This window comes from Methylobacterium sp. C33D (assembly GCF_053345825.1).
In genome coordinates, this window is the sequence record NZ_JBKFAV010000003.1 from 14144 (window position 1) to 38722 (window position 24579).

Sequence of the window (24579 nt, forward strand, 5' to 3'; positions counted from 1 at the left end):
CGCCCAGGAGACCCGCCATGTCCCGGAGGATCCCGATGCCCCTCGTCCGCAACACGGCGTTCCGCGCCGCCTGCCTCGCCGTCCTGGCGCTCGGGTCCGCCTACGCGGCACCGGCCCGGGCGCAGGGCAAACCCAACGTCGTCGTGATGGGCGAGGACGCCGACGAGGACGCGGTGCCGCGGGGCAACCGCATCTTCCAGCGTGTGATTCACGAGCTGTCCGAGACGATGAACCTGCGCGGCTACAACGTCTACGACGAGACCGCCGTCGCGATGGGCTTCACCCAGGCCAACCGGGTGCGCCGGCGGGATGCGGAGCTGATCGAGGTCGCCCGGGCAGTCCAGACCCCGCCCCTCGACGTGGTGGCGGTCTTCCAGATCTACGCGTCGGCGTCGAAATCCCCCTACTCGGACATCGTCAGGCCGGAGATCCGCATCCCCGGCCGCCTGCTCAACGTCCGCACCGGGCAGTCGCTCGGGTCGTTCGAGGTGGCCGGGCTCCAGCTGCCGCCCCTGCCGCAGGGCTGCGACCGCGAGTGCCTGCTCGAGCGGGTCGGCGCCGAGGCGAAGACCGTGGCCGCCGATCTCGCGGCCGCGCTCACCGCGAAGCTCGACGGCGTCATCGCGCCGCGTCGCGGTGCCGATGCCGGCGCCGCGCCACCCGACGCCGCGCCGGCCGGCGGAACCGTGGCGGCGGTGCCCGGGGGCGAGGGCTGCGGGGGTTTGCCCAGTGCCTACGTCGTCCGTCTGAGCGGCTTCTCGGCCCAGGAGGTCCAGGCGGCCGAGGAGTACATGGCGGCCTTCCGCTGCTACGAGCACCACCGACCGGTGCGCGCGAGCGGTGCCAGCACCGAGTACTGGTACGAGACCCGCTCTGACTCCGCCCGGCTCGGCCGGAACCTGCGGCTGATGCTGGAGCACATGAGCGCGCCGGGTCAGGTCCAGTTCTCGGGCAACACCTTCGTCATCAGCCGCGTGGCGACGCGGTAGCCGGACGCCCTCCCTTCCGACCCACCGTCATCAGGAGGTTGACCATGTCGGTTCGCGAGCGCCTGCACGGTGCCCTCTCCCGTCTCGGCCCCGAGCTGTCGGCGCGGCGCGTGATCCTGCTCGGCCTGGTCGTAGCACCGCTGGCGACCGCGGGCGCGAGCCTGGAGGCCCGGGCCGACCCGGTCTTTCCAGGCGCCGGCGCCCTCGGCCTCACGCCGCCGGCCGGGATGAGCGTGAGCCGGCGCTTCACCGGCTTCGAGCATCCGGCCGGCGCGTCGATCATCCTGGTGGAGATGCCGCCGGAGGCCTGGGACCAGATCAACGGCCGGTTCACCCCCGAGGCGCTGGCCGCCACGGGTTTCCGGGTGAAGGGCGGGGTCGAGACGCTGCCGGTCGCGGGCGGCGAGGGCTTCGTCCTGCGCGGCACCCAGCCGGCCAACGGCCTCACCTACGCGAAATGGGTCGCCGTCGTGCGCGGCGCCCCCGGGACCGGGCTCGTCACCGTGCAGGTGCCCGAGAAGGCGGCCCGGCAGGTGCCCGCCGCGTCCGTCGAGGCGGCTCTCCGCACGATCGCGTTCCGGGCGAAGGCGAGCCTGACCGATCAGGTCGCGGCGCTGCCCTACACGGTCGGCGACATGGCGGGCTACCGGCCGGCCGCTGTCTTCGCGGGCAGCAGCCTCCTCCTCACCGACGGACCCAAGGACGTCGATCCGGGGCGCGAGCAGCCGGTGATCGTCGTCGCGCCGTCGCTCGGCCAAGCGCCGGTCCCGGCGGGCGCGGAGGTCGCGGTCGCCCGTCGGCTGTTCGCGGCGCAGAAGGGCTTCGCCGACGTCAACGTCACGGACGAGGTGCGGTCCAGCCGCGGCGAGGCGGTCGTCGTGCGGCTGCGCGGCACCGGGACCGACACCGAGAGCGGACGCGCCCTCGGCGTGACGCAGACGATGGTGTTCGACGGCGCGCGCGACCTGCGGGTGCTGGGATTCGCCGATGCCGGACGCCCCGAAGCCCTGGACCGGGCCGAGCGCGTCGCCGCGTCAGTGTCGATGCGCTGACCGACCTCCGCACCCGCAACGAGAGCTTCCCCGATGCACCCGCCGCTTCTCGCCCCGCTGCTCCTCGTCTCCGCCCTCGTCCTGCTCGCCGGTCCGGCGCGCGCGGAGGAGAACGAGTGCCGGCGGTCCCCCTCGCTCGCGTCCGGCGCGCCGCCAACCTTCGGGCGCATCAGCGCGCCGGGGCGCACGGCCTTCGTCAAGGACGGGCTCGCCCGCGCCGGCTGCCCGGATCCGGGAGCCGCCTGCCGCGAGCGCGCCTACCTCGTGACCGCCGATCCCGTCATCCTCGGCGCGCGGCGCGGCGCCTATGTCTGCGCCCACTATCGGGGCGCGGGCGACGATATGGGCCGGACCGGCTGGCTCCCGGCCGAAGCCGTCGCCGACGAGCCCTCGGGTACGGTCGCGCCGGCGGATTGGCTCGGCACATGGACCCGAGCGGAGGCGCGCATCCGGATCACCCAGGCCGACAAGCCGGGGATGCTGACCTTCGGGGGCGACGCGACCTGGGGCGCCGGCGATCCGGAGCGGGCGCGCCGCGGCGGCGTCCATATCGGCGAGTTCGCCGGCACGGTCGCCCCGCAGGGCGCCGCGGCGAGCTTCGCCGTCGGCGAGGACGGGGCGCTGCCGGTCGAGTCCGGTGACGCTTCCGACTGCAAGGTCTGGCTGCGGCGGGTCGGTCCCTGGCTGGTCGTCGACGACAACCTCGCCTGCGGAGGCGTCAACGTCACCTTCCGCGGCCTCTACCGCCGCCAGCCATGAGCGGCGCGGCGAGACGCGGCCGCCCCGGCCCCGCGCAGGACTCCTCACCGATGGCCATCCGCACGATGGCGCGGCCGAGCCCGTCCCGGCGACGCCTGCGCGTCATCCTCATCCTGTTGCTGATCACGTGGCTGCCGGTCGTACCCTTCGCGCTCGGCCTCGCGCTGACGAACCTGACCGGCTGCACCGTCAACGAGGCGGGGACGCACCCCTGCCCGGTGGCCGGACACGATATCGGCGGCCTGCTCTACACGCTGACGATGACGGGCTGGCTGCTGATCCCGTTCCTGCCCTTCATGGCCCTGACACTGCTGCTCACCGTCCTGCACGGTCTGCTGATGATCCTTCGAGCGTGGTTGCGGCGATGATGCGGTTCACTCTCCGGCGCGCGGCCGCGCTGCTCGGCCTCGGCGTGGCAGCCGTCCCGCTGTCCAGCCTAGCGATCGCGATGACGGCGACCCCGGCACGGGCCCGGGCGACCGAGGTGGAGGGACCGGCCCTGCCTTACGCCTCGACGCCCGACCTGCGGGCCGCCACGGTGACGCGGGCGGTGCGCGACCAGCGCAGCACGAACCCGATCGCCGCGGACGAGACGGCGCGGGAACTCGCCCGGCACTACGACAGCGTCTTCCGCGGCTTCCTCGACGGAACGCCGCTGCGGCCGGACGATGCGGGCGACGTGCTCACCGCCTTCATCGCCCTGCAATGGATGGTCGCCAACGATTCGACGGTCGAGCCGAGCGCGGCGGCCCTGCGGGCGATCCGGACCCGGTTCGTGGCGCCGATGGCGGACCGGCCGCCCCTGTCCCAGCCGGCCACGCGGGCGGCCTTCGCCGAGCAGGTCAAGCTGCGCGCCGTTCTCCACCATGCCGGCTGGCAGGCGGCCAAGCGGCTCGGCGTGCTGCCGCGTTTCCTGGCGGGCCTGTCCAACGAGTTCATCCCGGTCGCCACGCTGCGGAACCTGGCGCTGACCGAGGACGGGCTGGTGCCGAAGGGGCGGGCCGGACGCGCGGCCCCGAAGCCGCCTCCGGTGGCGGAAAGTCCGCCCCTGGCGGACGCGCGGCCGACTCCCGCCGCCCCGGACGCGGCCGGTCCCCCGCGCCACGCCGCCAACTGGGATTCGGTCGAGGGCGTTTACTTCCGTTCGACCACCGGGTTCGGCGTCGGCGGTCTCATGACGATCGATTTCGAGCCGCTGATCTTCCTGCGCGACGGAACCTACTACGAGATCGCCGACGCCGCCCTGGAAGACGTGGACCTCGCCGCCGAGCGGGCGGCACGGCCCAAGCGGTTCGGGCGGTGGGCTGGCAAGGACGCCGGCTTCGTCCTGACGGACGCGCGCGGCCGCGCGAACGACTACGCCCTCGGGGACGGCAGCTTCTTCCGGGCCTTTCCGGCCGGCTCCGGCGAGCGGGTGGCGCGGGCGTACCGGCGCCTGTCGGGCGGCGGCAACACCGCCCTGGGCGGCGACGTGGCGATCGCGGTCGAGAGCCGCTACGACTTCAACGCGGACGGGAGTTACGGCCGCGGCGGCTCGGTCGGCGCGACGAATTTTGGGGCGAGCACCGGCGTCGGCACGGCGATCGCACGGCGGCGCGCCCCGGAGGGCGGGCGCTACGCCCTCGATCGCCACACGCTGACGCTGACCAGCGCGGACGGGCGCACCCGGCGCCTGTTCTTCGCCTACGGTACCCGGAAAGATCCCCCGGAGATCGACCGCGACATGATCTTCGTGGGCGACGACGTCTTCAGCCCGGCGGACTGATCGGGGTCGCTGCGGCTCGCCGCGCGGCGGAGGCGCGGGTCTCCGGTTGCGTGCCGTCGGCGGCTTCGGGGGCGAGCAGACCGCCCCCGAACCGCGCCCAGTCCTCCAGCGTGCGTCCGCGGGCGACGTGCGGGCCGGGCTTGGCGGGATTCGGGGTCCGCTGCGCGCCCAGGCGCCCGTAACGCAGATACCAGGATCGCGCCCGCTGCACCGGCCGTCCCAACGCCTTCCGCATGCCGTTCCCCTCTGGCGCGAGCGTGTGTGTCCACGGCCAAGCTAATCCAGGCGGGGCGCCCGGGCATGTCGGGCCGACCCTGACACGATCGCCGATCTCTCCGACTGCTGATCGACGCCGGGCAACACAGATGAGCGTGCGGGACAGCGGTCGGCGGTCTCCCGCCGTCCGCGCGTCCCGGGGAATGCGCGCTGGCCCGCGATGGCGGCCGGCATCGCCTCCCCGACAGACCGCGCCGCGCGGTCGGATCCGGCATCGGGTCCGGTCCGCACGGACGTCCCTCACCGTCTCTGGAGCTCCGTCCATGAAACGTCTCGCGATCGCCCTCGCGGCGCTGTCGAGCCTCGTCCTGTTCGCGCCGTCGAGCGAGGCCCGGCCCCACGGCCGCGGCTTCCATCACGGGCCCCACCATCTGGGCCACGGCGTCTCGCGGGGGCGGCGCCACGGCCTGCACCGCCATCGGCACCACCGTCTCCACCGGCATTACCGGCGGCACCCCGGCTACCGCGGGTAGCGCGGCGTCCATTCCCGTCCCGCCGGCTGCGGCGGCCGACCCTGGGCGTCTCGCCCCGGTGGCTGGGGCGGCTACCGCGGAATCGGGTTCGCGATCGGCACCGGGCTGGGCCTCGCGGCGGGCGCCCTTTCCGGTCCGGCTACGCGCCCGTCGGCTGAGGCTGCGCCTCCCAGACCGGCCCTGCGAACCGGGGGGCCGGGCCATCGCGGCCTCCCATGCGGGCTCCCGGCGGGCGTCCAACGGCGCCCCCGGCGCGAGACTCTCGCGGATGACGCGCGGATCTGGCGCCCGTCTGCGCGGCATTCGGACGGATCGGCGCAGATGCCGCACGGTCCGGTGATGCCGGCGCACAATGGTCAACGGTTCATTTGTCTGACGGCGTGTCGGGATAAGCCCGACACGCGTCGGTGTGAGCGGCATCCCGGCTCGAAACAGCTTGCTTGGCCGTTCGAACTCGGCGCTTCTCACCCGGCGGGACATGCTCCCGAGCCGCCGGAGAGATCAGCGCCCATGCTCATGGACATCGTCAAACAGGGCGCCCGCGCGCGCGCCGTCGGCCGGCCCCGCGATGCCTGCCCCTACCCCGGCGAGTCCCGCGAGCGCCGGGCCTGGTACGAGGGCTACGACGGCTCCTCGTGGGCGGTCGCGGCGCGGATGCCGCACCCGGCCCGCATGCTGCCCGGCTCGCCGCTGTGCGACGCCACTGCCGCGTCCGATGCCGCCTCCCCGGCCTGACGGCGCGGCGACTTTCCCGTAGGAGAGCGGTGAGCTCACGGGGTGATGCGGGGATTCGGGAGGCGGGCGACGATGCGCTCGGGACGGCGAGACAGGTGGGTCCGGCCGTCTGAGCGACGGGCGACGGGTCCCGGCCGACGCGCCGCGTGTCCAAGCACGGGCGCATGACCGACCGCGCCCGCGACGCCGCCATCCGGGGCCCCGAGCCACAGCTGAGCCGCGGCAGCCGCCGTACCTTCGTCGCCCTCGCCCTCGCGGCCGCGATCCCCGTCCTGCTGCTCAGCGGCTTGGTCGCGACGCTGATGGCCCAGCAGCAGCGCGACCTCGCCCGGAACGCCGCCGTCGCCAGTGCGACCCGGGTGGCCGAGCGCGTCGCCTCGGACATCGCCGCCCAGATCGCGGTCCTCGAGGCGGAGGCCGCCTCCGCCACCCTCGACCGGCCGGACCTCGCGGCCTTCTACGCCGAGGCCGAGCGGCTCCGGCAGGCACACCCGCTCTGGGAAACGGTGGAGCTCGCCCGACCGGACGGCGCCCAGATCGTCAACCTGCTCCGCTCCCTCGAGGAGGAACTCGGACCGACCTCGGACCGGACGAGCTTCGACGCGGTGGTGCGCACGCGCCAGCCGGTGATCGGCGGCATCGGCCCGGCCGGCTCGATCTCGGGCAAGCGCCTCGTCGCCCTGCGCGTGCCGGTCATCCGGGACGGCACGCTGCGCTACGTCCTGTCGATCCGGCTCGCCACCAACGCGGTGAGCTCGATCCTGCGCGACGCCGGCGCGCCCGACGGCTGGGTCGGCACCATCGTGGACGCGGAGGGCAACACGATCGCCCGGACCCGGGCCGAGGTGGAGGAACTCGGCCACCCGGCGAACCTGGCACTCCAGGCGGCGATCCGGCACGCCCCGAACGGCTTCTACACCGGACCGACGCTCGAAGGCGCCGACGTCGAGGTGGTCTACCGGACCCTACAGCATACCGGCGGCTGGTCGGTGCATTTCGGGATGCCGGTCGCCACGCTCAACGCGCCGGTCTCGCGGTCCTACGCCGTCCTGGGCGGCGGCAGCTTCGTCAGCATCGGGCTCGCCCTGGCGCTGGTCGGACTCGTCGGCCGCGACATGGCGCAGCGCCGGGCGGGTGAGCAGGCCCGGTTCTCTCTCGCCCTCCGCTCCAGCGAGGAGCAGGGCGCCGTCGCCGCCGAGGCCGCGGAACTCGGCACGCTGCGCTGGGACACGGTCGCCCACCGGGTCACCGGCTCGCCCCGCGCGGCCGACCTTCTCGGTTGGACGGCCGCCGCCGAGGGGCGCGACAGCGCCGTAAGCGCCGACACCGTCCTCCAGGCGGTCGATCCCGAGGATCGCGGGCGCCTGGGCGAGGCCCTGCGCCGGAGCCTCGCCGAGGGCACGCCGCTCGACGTCGAGTTCCGCGTCACCCAGGGTGACCGGGACCCGCGCTGGGTCCGGGTCGCCGGCCGCGTGCCGCAGCTCCACGAGCATACCCCGGCCGGTTTGCTCTACGGCGTGGTGTCGGACATCGAGCCGCGCAAGCGCGCGGAGGCCGAGCGCTTCGCGCTGCTGCGCCGCCTCGGCGAGGCCCAGGAGAACGAGCAGCGCCGGATCGCCCGGGAACTCCACGACCAGGTCGGCCAGACGGTGACCGGTCTGTCGCTGGGCCTCAAGAGCATGGAGCGGCTCCTGGCCCGCGGCGCCACGGCCGAGGCCGGCCGGCAGGTGGAGTGGCTGCAATCGCTCGCCGGCGAGATCGGCCGCGACATCCACCGGGCCGCGGTCGACCTGCGTCCGACCGCCCTCGACGATCTCGGCCTGCGCGAGGCCCTCGCCACGCTGCTCCGCGACTGGAGCCAGCGGCACGGGATCCGCGCCGACCTGGAGTTCCTGAGCGACGCGACCCGGCTGCCGGCCGCGATCGAGACCGCCGTCTACAGGATCGTGCAGGAAGCGCTCACCAACGTCCTCAAGCATGCCCGCGCCGCGAGCGTCAGCGTCTCGGTGGAGAAGCGCGCGGGCGAGATGCGGGTCGTCCTCGAGGATGACGGGGTCGGCTTCACCGTAGAGGACCCGCGCGAGCGCGCCGGCGGAGAGACGCCGGCGAAGCTGCGGCTCGGCCTGTCGGGCATCCGAGAGCGGTTGTCGCTGCTGAGCGGGACGCTCGCGCTGGAATCGTCCCCGGGCATCGGCACGACGCTGTTCGTCACCGTCCCGATCCCCCATCATCCCGAGACCTGAGGAGAAGCGCATGTCGGATCGCATCCGCGTCGCCCTGGCCGACGACCATCCCATCGTCCTCGCGGGGATCCGGACCCTCCTGAACGCCGACCCGGAGATCGAGCTGGTCGGCGAGGCCACCAGCGGCAGCGACGCGCTGCCGATGATCCACGCCGCCGACCCGGACGTCGCCGTGGTCGACGTCTCGATGCCGGGCCTCAACGGCCTCGAGCTGACAGAGCGGGTCGCCGGGTCGTGCCCGCGGACGCGCGTGCTGGTGCTGACGGTCCACGAGGACGCGGCCTACGTCCAGCCGCTGCTCAGGGCGGGAGCCCGGGGCTACCTCCTGAAGCGCTCGGCCGCGGAGGACCTGCTCCGCGCCGTCCGCGCGGTCGCGGCGGGCGGGATCTACCTCGACCCCTCGGTGGCGAGCCACGCCATGGGGCATCCCGGCGCCCCGACGCAGGCCGCGGAGGCCGAGCCGTCGGCCGAAGCGCTGAGCCCGCGCGAGGCCGACGTGCTCCGGCTGATCGCGCAGGGCTTCAGCAACAAGGAGATCGCCCGGCGCTTCGATCTCAGCGTCAAGTCGATCGAGACCTACAAGGCGCGCGCCGCCGAGAAGCTGGGGCTGCGCACGCGCGCGGAGATCATCCGCTACGCCGCCGCGCACGGATGGCTGGACGCCCTGGCGCTGCGCTAGGCGCGAACGACGTAACGGCAGGACGGTCCGGGAGACGCGGCGCGGCCGCGCCGAATTCTCACCGGTCAGGGATCAAATCCTGCCGCGGATCGTCTGTCTGGCGGACCGATCACGGAGAGGGGAGACGGGTGAGCGTCGGATTGATCGCCCTGCTGGACGACGTCGCCTTCATGGTCAGGGCCGCGGCGGCCTCGCTCGACGACGTCGCGGGCCAGGCGGCGCGGGCCGGCACGAAGGCCGCCGGCGTCGTAATCGACGACGCGGCCGTCACGCCGCGCTACGTCGTCGGATTCGCCGCGGAGCGCGAGCTGCCGATCGTCGGCCGGATCGCCCTCGGGTCGCTGCGCAACAAGCTCCTGTTCCTGCTGCCTGGAGCCCTGGCGCTCGGCGCGTTCGCCCCCTGGGCGATCACGCCGCTCCTGATGCTGGGCGGCGCGTACCTGTGCTTCGAGGGCGCCGAGAAGGTCTACGAGGCCGTGTTCGCGCCTCACGGGCACGCCGACGAGGCGGATCGGGAGAGCGGCGAAGGGACCGACCAGGCCCGGGAAGACCGCCGCGTGGCGAGCGCCATCAAAACCGACTTCATCCTCTCGGCCGAAATCATGGCCATCACCCTCGCGGCCCTGCCGGAGGGCAGCTTCTGGATGCGGGCGGCGGTGCTGGCCATCGTCGCAGTCGGCATCACCGCGGGCGTCTACGGCGTGGTCGCGCTGATCGTGAAGGCCGACGATGCCGCTCTGGCCCTCGCGCGCAGCACCGTCGGGCCGCCGCTCGGGAACGTCGTCCGCGGGCTGGGACGCGGCGTGGTCAGGGGCATGCCGGTCCTGCTCAAGATCCTGGCCGTCATCGGGACGGCGGCGATGATCTGGGTCGGCGGCGGTATCCTGATGCACGGGCTCGAGACCTACGGTCTCTCGGCGCCGGCCCACACCGCCCACGCGGTGGCGGAGGCCGCGGCGGCGCGCGTGCCTTTCGCCGCGGGCCTCGTCGCGTGGCTCGTCACCGCGACCGTCTCGGGCCTCATCGGTCTGGTCGTCGGCGGGGCTTTGATCCCGCTGACGACCTTCGTGCTGGCGCCGGCGTGGCGGGCCCTGTCAGGCCTGCGGCAGCGGCGTGCCTGACGGGATTCCGTGGCTGGCAGCTGCCGGGACGGGCGCGGTGGCCCCCACGGCGCCACCGTGGTGCTTGAGCGGCCTGTTGCCGCTCAGCCGGCGCAGCAGCACGTAGAAGACCGGCGTCAGGAACAGGCCGAAGGCGGTCACGCCGATCATGCCGGAGAACACCGCGACGCCCATCGCCCGACGCATCTCCGATCCGGCACCGGTGGCCGTCACCAGCGGCAGCACGCCCATGATGAAGGCCATCGACGTCATCAGGATCGGCCGCAGCCGGAGGCGGCTCGCCTCGATCGCCGCCCGGAGCGGGGTCCGCCCGGCGAATTCCAGCTCGCGGGCGAATTCCACGATCAGGATGGCGTTCTTGGCCGAGAGCCCGACGAGCACGATCAGGCCGATCTGCGTGAAGACGTTGTTGTCGCCCGCGGAAAGCCACACGCCGAACATGGCGGCGAGCAGGCCCATCGGCACGATCAGCAGGATCGCCAGCGGCAGGGCGAGGCTCTCGTACTGCGCGGCGAGCACGAGGAAGACCAGCAGCAGCGCCAGGGGAAAGACCCAGATCCCGGAATTGCCCGCGATGAACTCCTGGTACGTCAGGTCTGTCCACTCGAAGGCGAAGCCGCGCGGCAGCGTCTCGGCCGCGATCCGCGTGGCCGCCGCCTGGGCCTGACCCGACGAGTAGCCCGGCGCCGCACCGGCGTTGATGTCGGCCGACAGGAAGCCGTTGTAGCGCATCGCCCGCTCCGGCCCGGCGCTCTGGCGCACGCGCAGCAGTGCGGAGAGCGGTACCATCTCGCCGGAGCCGGACCTGACCTTCAGCAGGCCGACATCGTCTGACCGGGCCCGGAACGGGGCGTCGGCCTGGACGCGCACCGAGTAGGTGCGGCCAAACTTGTTGAAGTCGTTCACGTAGAGCGAGCCGAGATAGATCTGAAGCGTGTCGAAGACGTCCGTCACCGGGATGTTGAGCTGACGCGCCTTCGTCCGGTCGATGTCGGCGAACAGCTGCGGCACGTTCATCTGGAAGCTCGAGAACAGACCGACGAGTTCCGGCGCCTGGGCGGCCTTGGCCATGAACGCCTTCGTGGCGTCGTTCAGCGCCTCGTAGCCGAGGCCTGCGCGATCCTCGATCTGCAGCTTGAATCCGCCGATCGTTCCGAGCCCGTTCACCGGCGGCGGCGGGAACATCGCGATGAAGGCCTCGGGGATCGCGGCGTACTTCCTGTTCAGCGACTGCGCGATCGCCGCCCCGCTGAGGGACGGGTCCTTGCGCGCGTCGAACGGCTTCAGCGTCGAGAACACGATTCCCGAGTTGGAGCTGTTGGTGAAGCCGTTGATCGAGAGGCCCGGGAAGGCGACGGCGCTCTCGACGCCGGGCTCCTTGAGGGCGATCTCGCTCATGCGGCGGATGACCTCCTCGGTCCGGTCGAGGGTCGCGCCGTCCGGCAACTGCGCGAAGCCCACGAGGTACTGCTTGTCCTGGCCCGGCACGAAGCCGCCCGGGATCTGGCGGAACAGGGCGCCGGTCAGTCCGACGAGCAGGACGTAGACGACCATCATCACGGCCTTGCGCGACACCGCGAGGCCGACGCCGCGGCCGTAGCCGTCCGAGGCCCGCCCGAAGGCGCGGTTGAACCGGCGAAAGAACCAGCCGAGGAGGCGGTCGAGGATGCGGGTGAGGCGATCCTTCGGCGCGTGGTGATCCTTCAGCAGCAGCGCCGAGAGGGCCGGCGAGAGGGTCAGCGAGTTGATCGCCGAGATCACCGTCGAGATCGCGATGGTGAGGGCGAACTGCTTGTAGAACTGGCCCGTCAGGCCGCTGATGAAGGCCAGGGGCACGAAGACCGCGACCAGCACCAGGGCGATGGCGATGATCGGGCCCGAGACCTCGCGCATGGCCTGGTAGCTGGCGTCCCGCGGGGACAGGCCGCTCTCGATGTTGCGCTCGACGTTCTCGACGACCACGATCGCGTCGTCGACGACGATGCCGATCGCCAGCACGAGGCCGAACAGGCTCAGCGCGTTGATCGAGAATCCGAAGACGTGCATCACCGCGAAGGTGCCGACGATGGAGACCGGCACGGCCAGCAGCGGGATGATCGAGGCGCGCCACGTCTGCAGGAACAGGATCACCACGAGCACGACGAGGGCGATGGCCTCCAGCAGCGTGTGGATGACCGCCTCGATGGAGGCGCGCACGAACTGCGTCGGGTCGTAGACGATCTGGTAGTCGACGCCCTCCGGCATGGTCCGCTTGATCTCCGCCATGGTGCGGCGGACCTCGTCGGAGATCTGGATCGCGTTCGAGCCGGGCGACTGCGAGATCGGGATCGCCACCGCCGACTTGTTGTCGAGGAGCGAGCGCAGGGCGTAGTCGGAGGCGCCGAGCTCGATGCGCGCCACGTCGCGCAGGCGCGTGATCGCGCCGTCGGCGCCGGTCTTGACCACGATGTCGCCGAACTGCTCCTCGCTGCTGAGGCGCCCCTCGGCGTTCAGCGAGAGCTGCAGGTCGAGGCCCGGAACGGCCGGCGACGCGCCGATCACGCCGGCCGCGGCCTCGACGTTCTGCGCCTGGATCTCGCGCACGACGTCGCCGGCGGACAGGCCGTGCTCGGCCACCTTCTGCGGGTCGAGCCAGATCCGCATCGCGTAGTCGCCGGAGCCGAAGAGCTGCACCTGGCCGACGCCGTCGAGGCGGGCCAGGCGGTCCTTGATGTTCAGCACCGCGTAGTTGCGCAGGTAGGTCATGTCGTAGCGCCCGTTGGGCGAGACGAGGTGCACCACCATGGTCAGGTCGGGGGAGCTCTTCACCGTGACGATGCCGAGCTGGCGCACCACCGCCGGCAGGCGCGGCTCGGCCTGCGAGACGCGGTTCTGGACGAGCTGCTGCGCCTTGTCGGGGTCGGTGCCCAGCCGGAACGTGACGGTCAGCGTCATGATGCCGTCCGTCGTGGCCTGACTCGACATGTAGAGCATGCCCTCGACGCCGTTGATCTGCTCCTCGATGGGCGTCGCCACGGTCTCGACGATGACCTTGGGGTTGGCGCCCGGGAAGGTCGCGCGGACCACGACGGAGGGCGGCACCACGTCCGGGTACTCGGAGATCGGCATCGCGAAGAGCGAGAGCAGGCCGCTGATGAAGATGAGCATCGAGAGCACGCCCGCGAAGATCGGGCGGTCGATGAAGAACTTGGAGAGGTTCATGCCGCCCTCCGAGGGCGTGGGGCACGGGGCGTCCGGGCGGCCGCGCGCGGCCGCCGTCACCATCGCGTCGGGGATCTGGATCGCGGGAAGGGGATCGGCGCCCGGGCGCCGGCCGTCAGCGCTGGGCGAGTCTGCGCGCCCTGGACGCGGCATCCTGCGGGCGCGCACCCATCGCCACGGGTTCGGGGCGCAGGAGCGTGCCGGGACGGACGCGCTGCAGCCCGTTGACCACGATGCGCTCGCCGCCCGTCAGGCCGGAGGTGACCACGCGGAGGCCGTCGACGGCCCGACCGAGGGTGACGGCGCGGAACTCCGCCCGGTTGTCCGCCCCCACGACGAGCACGAACTTCTTGTCCTGATCGGTGCCGACGGCCCGCTCGTCGACCAGGACGAGACGGTCCGGCGCGGCCTGCCCCAGGCGCATCCGGGCGAACTGGCCCGGGATCAGGCGGCCGTCGCTGTTCGAGAAGGTCGCGCGCACGCGGACCGTGCCGCTGCGCGCGTCGACCTTGTTGTCGATGAACTGGAGATGCCCGATGGCGCGCGCCCCGTCGGCGGTCGCCATCTCGACCGGGATGCGGTCGAGCTTGCCGCGCCGGCCGCCCGGCTCGGCGACCGAGGCCAGCGCCTTCAGGACCACGCCCTCGTCGGCGTCGAAGCTGGCGTAGACGGGATCGACCGAGACGAGCGTTGTCAGCACGGCGGCCCCGGCGCCCGTCGCCACGAGGTTGCCCGGGGTGATCTCGCGGCGGCCGACGCGCCCGCTGACGGCAGCCCGAACCTGCGTGTAGCCGAGGTTCAGGCGCGCTGCCTCCAGGGCCGCCTTCGCCGCGTCGAGGCTCGCCTTGGCCTCCTTGAACGCGTTGGCGCGGACGTCGAGGTCGCGCGCCGTGACGATGTGCTGATCCGACAGCTTCTGCCCGCGCTCGAGGTCGCTCGCCGTCATGCCGACCCGCGCCTCGGCGCCCGCGACCTGGGCTTCGAGCCGCTGGACCTCGGCCGCGTAGGGCGCCGGGTCGATGGTCACCAGCAGGTCCCCGGCCCTGACCAGCTCTCCCTCGGCGAAGTGGGTGGCCAGGATCGCGCCGCCCACCCGCGCCCGAACGTCGATGCGGTCGACCGCTTCCAGGCGGCCGGAGAACGCGTCCCAGAGGATGACGTCGCGCGGCTCGACGGTGGCGACCGAGGCCGGCATCGCGACCTCGGCCGGGGGCGTCGCCGCGACGGCCACGGTTCCCTCGACAAGCGAGCCGGGTATGAGGGCGTACGAGGCGCCTGCCAGTATCGCCAGGGCGAGGCCGCCTGCGGCGAAGCGCGGGACACGGAGCGGACCGCGAGAGGGATGACGCTGAGGATCCACGAGCGACTCCAACATCTGTATAGGTCGCTACACATGTCGGCATGGACGCGGGGCGTCAAGTGACTTATCTACCACTCGATATAAAAGTTGGAGTCCGCAGGCAATGGTGATGGGGCGCCCCCGGTCCTTCGACACGGACAAGGCCCTCGACGAGGCGATGGAGGTGTTCTGGCGCCACGGCTACGACGGCGCGAGCCTCGCCATGCTGACCAAGGCGATGGGCATCAAGCCGCCGAGCCTCTACGCGGCCTTCGGCAGCAAGGAGGGTCTGCTCAAGGCCGCGCTCGACCGGTACGCGCAGCGGCGCTCGGAGCACATGCGCTTCGTGCTGGCCGGCGAGACCGCGCGCGCCGTCGCCGAGCGGTTCCTGAGCAGCATCGCCGAGAGCCACACCGATCCGGCGAACCCGCCCGGCTGCCTTCTCGTCCAGGGCGGGCTCGCCTGCGGCGCTGGCTCGGAGAACATCCCGTTCGAGCTGGCGTCCCGGCGAGCCCAGAGCGAGATGGAACTCCGCGAGCGCTTCATCCGGGCGCGGCAGGAGGGTGATCTCCCGGCGGATTCCGATCCGGTCGCCCTGGCGCGGTTCCTGTCGACCGTCGCCTCCGGCATGGGCGTGCTGGCCTCATCGGGCGCCGACCGCGAGGCGCTGCGGGAGGTCGCCCGCGTCTCGCTGCGGGCCTTCGCGAAGGAACAGGACGCCTGATGGGCTGACCGGGCGCGATCCCGCGCCTCGGTCCACCCGGGCGCCGTCCGGGCCATCTGCCCCGCGGCGAGGGCGGCTAAACGCACCGTCCGGGACGTCGTCCCGGTCGTTGCCCGCGATCGCGGACCGCCGTTTCGCCGCCGCGCAACGCGCGGTTCGCCGGCGACCAGAAACGACAAAGGCCGCAGAGCTGCGGCCTTGTAAGTCGATCGTATGGTTGGGAAAACTGGAGCGGGCGAAGGGATTCGAACCCTCGACCCCAACCTTGGCAAGGTTGTGCTCTACCCCTGAGCTACACCCGCTCACTGTGCCGCGCCGCCTGGACTTTCGTGCCGGCGGCCCCCGGCGCGGCTCTCTAAACACCATTCCGCCGGGCGACGCAAGCGCCCTTTTCGCGAACCGTGACGATTTACCAGTTCGCCTCCGGCGGGAGACCGTCGCGGATCTCCCGGAGACGGGCGCGGGTCGCCCGCGTGGTCCCCTCCGGGAGTGCGTCCACCGGGAAGAAGGCGCACTCGGCGACCTCGCGGTCCGGCGCCTTGGGGCGCAGGACCGTGAAGGCCGGCAGGACGAACAGGGCGACGTGGTCGCGGGGGGCCGAGACGACATTCCGATAGAGGCCGTGCAGGCGCGGCTCTCCGTCCGGGACGATCTCCGCCTCCTCGCGGAACTCCCGCACCATCGCGTCGCGCGCGGTCTCGCCCAGTTCGACGCCGCCGCCCGGGAGGTGCCAGCCGCTCACGTAGGTGTGGCGCACCAGGGCGACGCGCCCTGCCCCGTCGAGGGCGACGCCGCGCACGCCGAGGGTCATGCCCCGGGACGCCAGCGCCCCGAGGTGGAACAGGCGCCGCAGCAGCGGCCGGTCGAGGAGCATGCGGCGGCGCGGCTCAGACGACGTCGAGGGTGATGGCGCCCAGACCATCGATCGCCGCGACCATGCGCTGGCCGCGCCGGACCGGACCGACGCCGGAGGGCGTGCCGGTGAAGATCAGGTCGCCCGGCTGCAGGGCGAAGTAGCCCGACAGGTAGGCGATCTGCTCGGCGACGGACCAGATCATGTCGCCGAGGTCGCCCTTCTGGCGTGTCTCGCCGTCGACCGACAGGGTGATGGCGCCCTTCGCCGGGTGGCCGATGACGGAGACCGGGTGGAGCGCGCCGATCGGCCCGGACCCGTCGGCGGCCTTGGCGGTGTCCCAGGGCCGCGACATCTTCTTGGCCTCGTCCTGGACATCGCGCCGGGTCATGTCGAGGCCGATGGCGTAGCCGTAGACATGCTCCAGGGCGGTCTCGGCCGGGATGTCGGTGCCGCCGCCGGCGAGGGCCGCGACCATCTCCACCTCGAAATGGTAGTTGGCGGTCTTCGGCGGGTAGGCGTGGGCCGTCGGCTCCGGCCCGACGATCTGCAGGGCGTCGGCGGGCTTCATGAAGAAGAATGGCGGCTCACGGTCCGGGTCCGCGCCCATCTCCTGGGCATGGGCGGCGTAGTTGCGTCCGACGCAGTAGACGCGGCGCACGGGGAAGAAATCGCTGCTGCCGACGATGGGGAGCGCGATGCGGGGCGGGTTCTGGATGACGGAGAGCATCTCTGCCTCTGCGGTGGATCGTCCGGGTGGCCCGGCGCGACGACGCCCGGGCCTTACATCACGGTTGTAAGGTCCGCATCGGCGCGCGCCAGACCGGCACTTGCGTCCGGCCGCCTCCGGCCTACAGAATCTTCGCGATGACGCCGACAGCCGACCTCGACACCCTGCTGACCGCCCTCCGGGACGGGCTCGGCGCGCGGCACGTGCTGACGGATCCGGACGCCCTGGCGCCCTACCTGACGGAGAGCCGCCGGCTGTTCACCGGCTCGGCCCTGGCCGTGTTGCGGCCGGGAAGCACCGAGGAGGTCGCGTTCGCAGTCCGCGCCTGCACGCAGGCCGGCATCGCCGTCGTGCCGCTCGGCGGCAATACCGGCCTCACCGGCGCCGGCGTGCCGCGCGGTGGCGTCGTTCTGTCCCTCGAGCGCATGAACCGCCTGCGCGCGGTCGATCCGGTGGACGCCACCATCACGGTGGAGGCCGGGATGATCCTGCAGGACGTGCAGGACGCGGCCGAGGCTGCCGGGATGCTGTTCCCGCTCTCCTACGCGTCGCGCGGCTCCGCGCGGATCGGTGGCGGCATCAGCACCAATGCCGGCGGGATCGCGGTCCTCGCCTACGGCAACGCCCGCGACCTCGTTCTCGGGCTGGAGGTCGTGCTCGCCGACGGGCGCGTCTGGAACGGGCTCAGGGCCCTCCGCAAGGACAATGCCGGCTACGACCTGAAGCAGCTCTTCATCGGCTCGGAGGGCACGCTGGGCATCGTCACGGCGGCGGTGCTGAAGCTGTTCCCGCGGCCGCGCTCGACGAGCGTCGCCTTCGTGGGCCTCGACTCGGCGAAGGCGGCCCTGGACCTGTTCGTCTTCCTGCGGACGCGGATGGACCGCGACCTCACGGCGTTCGAGTACCTGCCGCCCTTCGCCCTCGAGATCGTGCTGCGCCACGTCCCGGGGACGGTGCGGCCGCTGGACGGCGCGCACGGTGCCTACGCGCTGATCGAGGTCGCGTCCGCGCGCCCGGACGCCGACACGGGGGCCGAACTGGAATCGGCCCTCGGGCAGGCCCTGGAGGACGGGCTGATCGCCGACGCCACCATCGCGACCAGCGGGGCCCAGAACGCCGCGCTCTGGCGCCTGCGCGAGGGCGTTCCCGAGGCGCAGACCCGCGAGGGCGCCTCGATCAAGCACGACGTGTCGGTGCCGCTCTCCCGCCTGCCCGAGTTCCTGGAGCGGGCGGGGGCGGCCTGCCTCGCCGAGATGCCGGGCCTGAGGCCCTGCGGCTTCGGCCATTTCGGCGACGGCAACATCCATTTCAACCTGTCGCAGCCGCCCGGCATGGAGCCTGCGGCGTTCCTCGGCGCGTGGGGCCGGTTCAACCGGATCGTTCACGACCTCGTGCACGCGCTGGGCGGCTCCATCGCGGCCGAGCACGGCGTCGGTCTCATCAAGCGCGAGGAGCTCGCGCGCTACGGCGACCCGGTCGGCCTTGACCTGATGCGGCGCCTGAAAGCGGCCCTTGACCCGGAGGATCTGCTCAACCCCGGGAAGGTGATCGTGCGGACCGACCGCGCCGCGCCGGCCGGCTGAGGGATTTTGTGCATCGCGCCATAATTCGGCGCGGAGACGGGTGCAGGACAGCAACGCCGCCCCGACAACCGTCGGAGCGGCCCGTCGCGTTAAGCCGCTGCTAACGCTTCGGACACACGCTCAACACAGACGGCGGAGACGGATCCGTCGGCGCCAGGCATGGCAATTGCTCTGAGGCCTCCCTATCTCGCATGTGCGAGATCGAACGACGACCCGTCACCGACAGGCTGTTCTCACATCCATCTGGAGACCGACGGAATGCCCACCTCTCAGGCCCGCGTGCAGACCACCGAGGCGAGCCGCTACCTGCAGCAGCTCTGCCGGCACTGGAGCCACAAGTTCAAGGTCGAGGCGACCCCCGTTCACGGCACCGTGCCCTTCGGCGAGGACCGCGTCTGCACCTTCGACGCCGAGCCCGACGCCCTGCTGATGCGCATCGACAGCTCCGACCCGGTCAACCTCACCCGGCTGGAGAACGTCGTGGCCGACCATCTCGCCCGCTTCGCCTTCCGCGAGAGCCTCGGCGACATCCGCTGGTCGCGCGCCGCCTGAGGGCCAGCGCAGCGCGAGCGCGGTCGACCCGTCCGGCCTCGACCCGGGCGGGCTCTCCGATTCCGATCCAAGCGCGACAGTGGCGCACCACTTGCACGCGAACCCGGCATGCGGCCAGATCGGGCGCCGCCAGGACCGGGATCGATTCATGAAGCGACGCACGCTGCTGACCGGCGCCGGAGCCCTTATGGCCGGGGCCCTCGCCCGGCCGGCCCTGGTCCGGGCGGCCTCAGCGACGACCCTGCGGTTCGTCCCCTACGCGGACCTCGCGCTCCTCGACCCGATCATCACCACCAACTACGTCACGCGCACCCACGCGCTGATGGTGTTCGACACGCTCTACAGCCTCGACTCCGCCTATCGCGCACGGCCGCAGATGGTCGCGGGCCACGAGGTCACCCCGGATGGCCTCACATGGCGGCTGACCCTGCGGGACGGCCTGCGCTTCCACGACGGGACGCCGGTTCTCGGGCGCGACGTGGTGGCGAGCCTGAAGCGCTGGGGGCAGCGCGACGCGTACGGCGGGGCCCTGTTCGCGACGGTGAACGAGCTCTCGGCGCCCTCCGACACGGTGGTGCAGTTCCGCCTGAAGCGGCCCTTCCCGCTCCTGCCGGACGCCCTGGCCAAGCCGACCTCCTACGTCCCGGTGATCATGCCGGAGCGCCTGAGCGCGACGCCCGCGACGCAGGCGGTGCCGGAGATGGTCGGCAGCGGTCCGTTCCGCTTCGCCGCCGACGAGCGTGTTCCGGGCTCGCTCAACGTCTACCGCCGGTTCGAGGCCTACCGACCGCGCCCCGACGGGACGCCGAGCTTCACGGCCGGACCGCGGATCGCGCATTTCGACCGCGTCGAGTGGCGCACCATCCCCGACGGCGCGACCGCGGCCGGCGCCCTGCGCTCGGGCGAGATCGACTGGTGGGAGCAGCCCCTCGTCGACCTCGTGCCGGACCTGAACCGCCAGCCCGCCGTGCGGGTGGATCTGGTGGAGACCGCCGGGCTGATCGGGCAGATCCGCCTCAACCACACCCTGCCGCCCTTCGACAATCCCGCGATCAGCCGGGCGCTGCTCGCGGCCGTCGATCAGACCGAGATGATGGACGCCGTCGCCGGTAGCGACCCGTCGATCCGGCGCGGCCCGTCCGGCATCTTCACGGCCGGCGGGCCGATGGCGTCCTCGGCCGGCATGGAGGCGCTGACCGGCCCACGCGACCTCGCCGCCGCGAAGCGGGCGCTGGCGGCGGCGGGCTACAAGGGCGAGCGCGTCGTGCTGCTCTCCGGGACCGACGTGCCGCGGATCAACGCGATCTGCGAGGTGATGGCCGATGTGTGCCGCAAGATCGGGATGAACCTCGACGTCGTCGCCACCGACTGGGGGACGGTCAATCAGCGGATCCTGAACGCCAAGCCCCTCGACCAGGGCGGCTGGTCGATGTTCGGCATCTTCTCCGGCGGTCTGGACCATCTCTCGCCGGCCTACCATCTGGCCGTCCGCGGGAACGGCCGGGCCGGCGTGCCGAGCTGGCTGACGGACGCGCCGCTGGAGGAACTGCGCAGCGCGTGGTTCGACGCGCCGGACCTCGACGCCCAGAAGGCCCTGGCGGCGCGGATCCAGGCGCGGGCGCTGGAGGTCGGCGCCTACCTGCCCTGCGGCCAGTATTTCCAGCCGACCGCCTACAGGCGCGATCTCGAAGGCATGCTGACCGGGCTGCCGCTCTTCTGGAACCTGCGCAGGTCGGCCTGACCGGGCGGACTTTCGCTCACCCGACGCTCATCAGGCTGGCGTTGCCGCCGGCCGCCGCGGTGTTGATGGTGGTGGTGACTTCCTCCACCAAGCCGGCCGGATCGTAGAGGTCGCCGACCGCCAGCGCCTCCGGGCAGCGGGCCTGGATCGGCAGGATCGCGCCGTCGCGCGCCGCGACGGCCCTGTTCAGCGCCAGCAGGTCGTCGGCCTCGCCCGCGAACAGGACCCCGGCGATCGCGCCCGCGCGCCCGAGATCCGGCGCCCGGGCAACCCGCGCCGCGCACGCTTCCGGCAGACCGTCCAGGACCGGATCGCGCCCGTCCGGCCCGATGACGACGGCCGCGTTGCCCGTGCCCAGGATCGCGCCGAGCTGGAGCAGGAGCGCGGTCTCGGTGGTCGCGACGGCGGCGACGCGCCCGCGAGGACGCAGCGCGTACAGGTTGTGCTCACCGACGGGACCGGCCAGCGCGATCGCGGCGCGGCCGGGATAGCGGACGGCTTCGAGCCTGTCCGCGAGGTCGTGCCGGTGCCGCGAGCGCAGCCACGCCGCATACGGGCGCAGAGCCGAATCGTCGGCGGCCAGCCCGTCGCGGGCGGCGGCGGGCGCGCGTCGCAGCAGGCGGCCGAGGGCCAGCGGGCCGCCCGCCTTCGGGCCCGTCCCCGACAGCCCGGAGCCGCCGAAGGGTTGCACGCCGACCACCGCGCCGATGATGTTGCGATTGACGTAGCGGTTGCCGGCCCGCACGCGGTCGAGGACGTGGTCGATGGTCTCGTCGATGCGGCTGTGCAGGCCGAAGGTGAGCCCGTAGCCGGTCGCGTCGATCGCCGCGAGGAGCGCGTCGCGGCCGTCGCGGCGGTAGCGCAGCACGTGCAGCACCGGACCGAACACCTCCTGCTCGACATCGGCGACGGCCCCGATCTCGATCAGGGTCGGCGGCACGAAGGTCCCGGCGCCGGCCTCGGGCGGCAGCGGGACCTGCTCCACGGGGAAGCCCCGCGCGCGCATCCGCGACACGTGCCCGACGATCCGGTCGGCGGCCTCGGCGGTGATGACCGGCCCGACATCGACGGCGAGGCGCCGCGGGTCGCCCACCCGCAGCTCCCGCAGGGCGCCCCTCAGCATGTGCAGCGTCCGGTCGGCGATCTCCTCCTGCAGGCACAGGATGCGAAGCGCCGAGCAGCGCTGCCCGGCGGAATCGAAGGCCGAGGCGATGACATCGGCGACCACCTGCTCGGCGAGCGCGGAGGAATCGACCACGAGGGCGTTCTGGCCGCCGGTCTCGGCCACGAACGGCACCGGCTCGCCGAAGCGGTTCAACCGCTCGGCGAGGGCCCGCTGAATGCCCTTGGCCACCGCCGTCGAGCCGGTGAACATCACGCCCTGCACGCGCGGATCCGCGACCAGGGCTGCGCCGACCCGGCCGTTGCCCGGCAGGAGGTGAAGCGCCTCGGCGGGGATCCCGGCCGCGTGCAGGACGCGCACGGCAGCGGCCGCGATCAGCGGCGTCTCCCCGGCGGGTTTCGCCAGGACGGTGTTGCCCGCGGTCAGCGCGGCCGCGACCTGGCCGACGAAGATCGCCAGCGGGAAATTCCACGGCGCGATGCAGGCGACCGGACCGAGCGGCGCGTCCGCGTCCCCGAGGGTCCGCTCGGCCTCGGCGGCGTCGTAGCGGAGGAAATCGACCGCCTCGCGGATCTCCGCGACGGCGCTCGCGCAGGTCTTGCCCGCCTCCCGCACGATGAGCCCGATCAGCGGCGGCATCTGCGTCTCGAGGGCGTCGGCGGCCCGCCGCAGGCAGGCGGCGCGGTCTGCGGCCGGTGTCGCCGCCCAGCCGGCCGCACCCGCCTCCGCCCGGGCCGTGGCGACCGCGACGATGTCGGCCGTCGCCGCCCGGTAGGACCCGACGATGTCCCGGTGATCGGCGGGATTGCGCACCGGTCGGTCGGCCGCCCTGTCGTCCGCGCCCGAGGGCACCGCCCGCCACGCGGTGCGGCCGCTCGCCGCCAACCCGTCCGACAGCCGGGCGAGCTCCGCCTCGTCGGAGAGGTCGAGCCCGGCCGCGTTGGCGCGGTCCGGGCCGTAGAGGTCTCGGGGGGCCGCGATCCGCGGATGCGGCCTGCCGGGATCCGGCGCGGCCTCGACGGCGGCGACCGGGTCGGTGATCAGGTCCGCGATCGGCACGGCCTCGTCGGCGACCCGGTTGACGAAGGACGTGTTGGCCCCGTTCTCCAAGAGGCGCCGCACCAAGTAGGCGAGCAGGGTCTCGTGCGTGCCCACGGGCGCGTAGATGCGGCAGGGCCGCTGCGGGACAGCGCCGGCGATGACGGCCTCGTAGAGCGGCTCGCCCATGCCGTGCAGGCACTGGAACTCGTACTGGCCGAGCCGAAAATCCGGGCCGGCCATCGCGACGATGCTCGCCACCGTCTGGGCGTTGTGGGTGGCGAATTGCGGGAAGACCGCGTCGGGCGCCGCGAGCAGCCGCCGCGCGCAGGCGAGGTACGAGACGTCGGTGTGAGCTTTCCGGGTGAAGACCGGGAAGTCGGCCAGACCTTCGACCTGCGCCCGCTTGATCTCGCTGTCCCAGTAGGCGCCCTTCACGAGCCGCACCATCAGCCGCCGCCGGCCCCTTCGGGCGAGGTCGATCAGGACGTCGATGACGAACGGGCAGCGCTTGCCGTAGGCCTGGACCACGAAGCCGAGCCCGTCCCAGCCGGCGAGATCGGGGTCGGCGGCGAGCCGCTCCAGGATGTCGAGCGACAGGTCGAGGCGGTCGGCCTCCTCGGCGTCGATGTTGAGGCCGATACCGTGGCCCTTGGCCAGGCGCGCGAGCTCCCGCACGCTGGGATAGAGTTCGGCCAGGACCCGGTCGCGCTGCGCGCGGACGTAACGCGGATGGAGCGCCGACAGCTTGATCGAGATGCCCGGGCCGAGGAGCACGCCGCGCCCGGCCGAGGCCGCGCCGATCGCCGCGATCGCGTCCGCGTAGGCGCGCCGGTAGCGCTCGGCGTCCTCGGCGGTCACGGCGGCCTCGCCGAGCATGTCGTACGAGTAGGTGAAGCCCTTCGCCTCGAACCGCGCCGCGTGCCGCAGCGCCTCGGCGATGGTCCGCCCCGCCACGAACTGCTCGCCCATCATCCGCATGGCGAGATCGACGCCTGTCCGGATCAGGGGCTCGCCGCCGCGGGCGATCAGCCGGGTGAGCGCGGCGGAGAGGCCGGCCTCGTCCCGGGTCGCCGCGAGCCTGCCGGTCACGAGCAGGCCCCAGGTCGCCGCGTTGACGAAGGGCGACAGGCTGTGCCCGAGATGGGCGGCCCAGTCTCCGCCGGCAATCTTGTCGCGGATCAGCGCGTCCCGCGTCGCCGCGTCGGGGATGCGCAGCAGCGCCTCGGCGAGGCACATCAGCGCCACGCCCTCCTGGCTGGACAGCGCGTACTCGTGGATCAGCCCCTCGACGCCGCCGCGGGTGCCCTGGCGCCGCAGGGTCTCGACGAGGCGCCGCGCGTCCTCGGCGACGCGTCGAGCCACCTCGGGCGGCAGGCGCGCTTCTTCGAGGAGCGGGACGACGCAGTCCCGCTCGGGCCGCCGGCAGGCCGCGACCACCGCCCGCCGCAGGGGCGGCAGGTCCGCCAGGCCCGCCGCGAACGCGTCGAAGGGCGCGCTCGCCGCGCCGGCCGCCTCGTCGACAACGCCGGATCCGGACATGGGCCACCCCTCGGACACGGCCCGGTGGCACCGGGCCGTCGCTGCCTCACGCTACACCGTC

At 72.9% G+C, this 24579-nt stretch carries 20 protein-coding genes and 1 tRNA gene; 14 read left to right on the plus strand and 7 right to left on the minus strand.

The window, feature by feature from the left end; genetic code table 11:
* The first annotated feature begins 17 nt into the window (after positions 1-17).
* From ACLBXO_RS02580 to ACLBXO_RS02600, 5 genes are read left to right on the plus strand one after another with little or no spacing between them, the layout of a single operon-like run.
* Positions 18-989, plus strand: coding sequence for a hypothetical protein (locus tag ACLBXO_RS02580; protein WP_447684421.1), 972 nt, complete (start codon positions 18-20; stop codon positions 987-989).
* A 44-nt stretch (positions 990-1033) separates the two neighbouring features.
* Positions 1034-2041: a hypothetical protein gene (locus ACLBXO_RS02585; RefSeq protein WP_447684422.1), complete on the plus strand. Its 1008-nt coding sequence runs from the start codon at positions 1034-1036 to the stop codon at positions 2039-2041.
* A 33-nt stretch (positions 2042-2074) separates the two neighbouring features.
* On the plus strand, positions 2075-2800 hold the full coding sequence (locus tag ACLBXO_RS02590; protein ID WP_447684423.1) for a hypothetical protein: 726 nt from the start codon (positions 2075-2077) through the stop codon (positions 2798-2800).
* A 50-nt stretch (positions 2801-2850) separates the two neighbouring features.
* On the plus strand, positions 2851-3168 hold the full coding sequence (locus ACLBXO_RS02595) for a hypothetical protein (protein ID WP_331317671.1): 318 nt from the start codon (positions 2851-2853) through the stop codon (positions 3166-3168).
* The gene (locus ACLBXO_RS02600; RefSeq protein ID WP_447684424.1) at positions 3165-4565 is read left to right on the plus strand and encodes a hypothetical protein; all 1401 of its coding nucleotides are present in this window, start codon (positions 3165-3167) and stop codon (positions 4563-4565) included. Before ACLBXO_RS02595 ends, ACLBXO_RS02600 begins: the two co-directional genes overlap by 4 nt.
* Here the strand turns inward: ACLBXO_RS02600 and ACLBXO_RS02605 are convergent.
* Positions 4549-4800, minus strand: coding sequence for a hypothetical protein (locus ACLBXO_RS02605; RefSeq protein ID WP_447684425.1), 252 nt, complete (start codon positions 4798-4800; stop codon positions 4549-4551). The two genes, ACLBXO_RS02600 and ACLBXO_RS02605, sit on opposite strands and share 17 nt — an antisense overlap.
* 304 nt (positions 4801-5104) lie before the next feature.
* Between ACLBXO_RS02605 and ACLBXO_RS02610 the strand changes: the two genes are divergently transcribed.
* From ACLBXO_RS02610 to ACLBXO_RS02630, 5 genes are all read left to right on the plus strand, one after another.
* On the plus strand, positions 5105-5314 hold the full coding sequence (locus ACLBXO_RS02610) for a hypothetical protein (protein ID WP_331317666.1): 210 nt from the start codon (positions 5105-5107) through the stop codon (positions 5312-5314).
* Between the two features lie 510 nt (positions 5315-5824).
* The gene (locus ACLBXO_RS02615; RefSeq protein ID WP_331317664.1) at positions 5825-6049 is read left to right on the plus strand and encodes a ribosome modulation factor; all 225 of its coding nucleotides are present in this window, start codon (positions 5825-5827) and stop codon (positions 6047-6049) included.
* Between the two features lie 164 nt (positions 6050-6213).
* Entirely contained in the window at positions 6214-8292 is a 2079-nt protein-coding gene (locus tag ACLBXO_RS02620; RefSeq protein ID WP_447684534.1) for an ATP-binding protein, read from the plus strand.
* 10 nt (positions 8293-8302) lie between these two features.
* Positions 8303-8971 (plus strand): response regulator transcription factor, encoded by a 669-nt coding sequence (locus ACLBXO_RS02625; RefSeq protein WP_331317662.1) that lies wholly within the window; start codon positions 8303-8305, stop codon positions 8969-8971.
* Positions 8972-9099: 128 nt separating this feature from the next.
* Positions 9100-10092, plus strand: coding sequence for a DUF808 domain-containing protein (locus tag ACLBXO_RS02630; protein ID WP_447684426.1), 993 nt, complete (start codon positions 9100-9102; stop codon positions 10090-10092).
* On the opposite strand, the gene ACLBXO_RS02635 is transcribed toward ACLBXO_RS02630, so the two are convergent.
* Both ACLBXO_RS02635 and ACLBXO_RS02640 read right to left on the minus strand, forming a co-directional pair.
* Entirely contained in the window at positions 10066-13293 is a 3228-nt protein-coding gene (locus tag ACLBXO_RS02635) for an efflux RND transporter permease subunit (RefSeq protein ID WP_447684427.1), read from the minus strand. The genes ACLBXO_RS02630 and ACLBXO_RS02635 overlap by 27 nt on opposite strands.
* Before the next feature lie 115 nt (positions 13294-13408).
* Positions 13409-14668, minus strand: coding sequence for an efflux RND transporter periplasmic adaptor subunit (locus ACLBXO_RS02640; RefSeq protein ID WP_447684428.1), 1260 nt, complete (start codon positions 14666-14668; stop codon positions 13409-13411).
* Between the two features lie 88 nt (positions 14669-14756).
* Between ACLBXO_RS02640 and ACLBXO_RS02645 the strand changes: the two genes are divergently transcribed.
* Positions 14757-15356, plus strand: a complete 600-nt coding sequence (locus ACLBXO_RS02645; RefSeq protein ID WP_331317658.1) for a TetR/AcrR family transcriptional regulator — start codon at positions 14757-14759, stop codon at positions 15354-15356.
* A gap of 227 nt (positions 15357-15583) precedes the next feature.
* Here ACLBXO_RS02645 and ACLBXO_RS02650 read toward each other — a convergent pair.
* From ACLBXO_RS02650 to ACLBXO_RS02660, 3 genes are all read right to left on the minus strand, one after another.
* Positions 15584-15658, minus strand: a tRNA-Gly gene (locus ACLBXO_RS02650).
* Between the two features lie 107 nt (positions 15659-15765).
* The gene (locus ACLBXO_RS02655; RefSeq protein WP_331317656.1) at positions 15766-16230 is read right to left on the minus strand and encodes an NUDIX domain-containing protein; all 465 of its coding nucleotides are present in this window, start codon (positions 16228-16230) and stop codon (positions 15766-15768) included.
* Between the two features lie 13 nt (positions 16231-16243).
* Complete coding sequence (locus ACLBXO_RS02660; protein ID WP_447684429.1) at positions 16244-16939, minus strand: fumarylacetoacetate hydrolase family protein; 696 nt, start codon at positions 16937-16939, stop codon at positions 16244-16246.
* Positions 16940-17076: 137 nt separating this feature from the next.
* On the opposite strand from ACLBXO_RS02660, the gene ACLBXO_RS02665 reads away from it, so the two are divergent.
* The 3 genes from ACLBXO_RS02665 to ACLBXO_RS02675 all read left to right on the plus strand — a co-directional run bounded on the left by ACLBXO_RS02665 (position 17077) and on the right by ACLBXO_RS02675 (position 20815).
* Complete coding sequence (locus ACLBXO_RS02665) at positions 17077-18522, plus strand: FAD-binding oxidoreductase (RefSeq protein ID WP_447684430.1); 1446 nt, start codon at positions 17077-17079, stop codon at positions 18520-18522.
* A 258-nt stretch (positions 18523-18780) separates the two neighbouring features.
* Positions 18781-19074, plus strand: coding sequence for a DUF2218 domain-containing protein (locus tag ACLBXO_RS02670; RefSeq protein ID WP_331317651.1), 294 nt, complete (start codon positions 18781-18783; stop codon positions 19072-19074).
* Positions 19075-19222: 148 nt separating this feature from the next.
* A complete protein-coding gene (locus tag ACLBXO_RS02675; RefSeq protein WP_447684431.1) occupies positions 19223-20815 on the plus strand; it encodes an ABC transporter substrate-binding protein in 1593 nt (530 codons plus the stop codon).
* Positions 20816-20831: 16 nt separating this feature from the next.
* Here ACLBXO_RS02675 and putA read toward each other — a convergent pair whose 3' ends face one another.
* The gene (gene putA / locus ACLBXO_RS02680; RefSeq protein ID WP_447684432.1) at positions 20832-24518 is read right to left on the minus strand and encodes a trifunctional transcriptional regulator/proline dehydrogenase/L-glutamate gamma-semialdehyde dehydrogenase; all 3687 of its coding nucleotides are present in this window, start codon (positions 24516-24518) and stop codon (positions 20832-20834) included.
* Positions 24519-24579 lie beyond the last annotated feature (61 nt).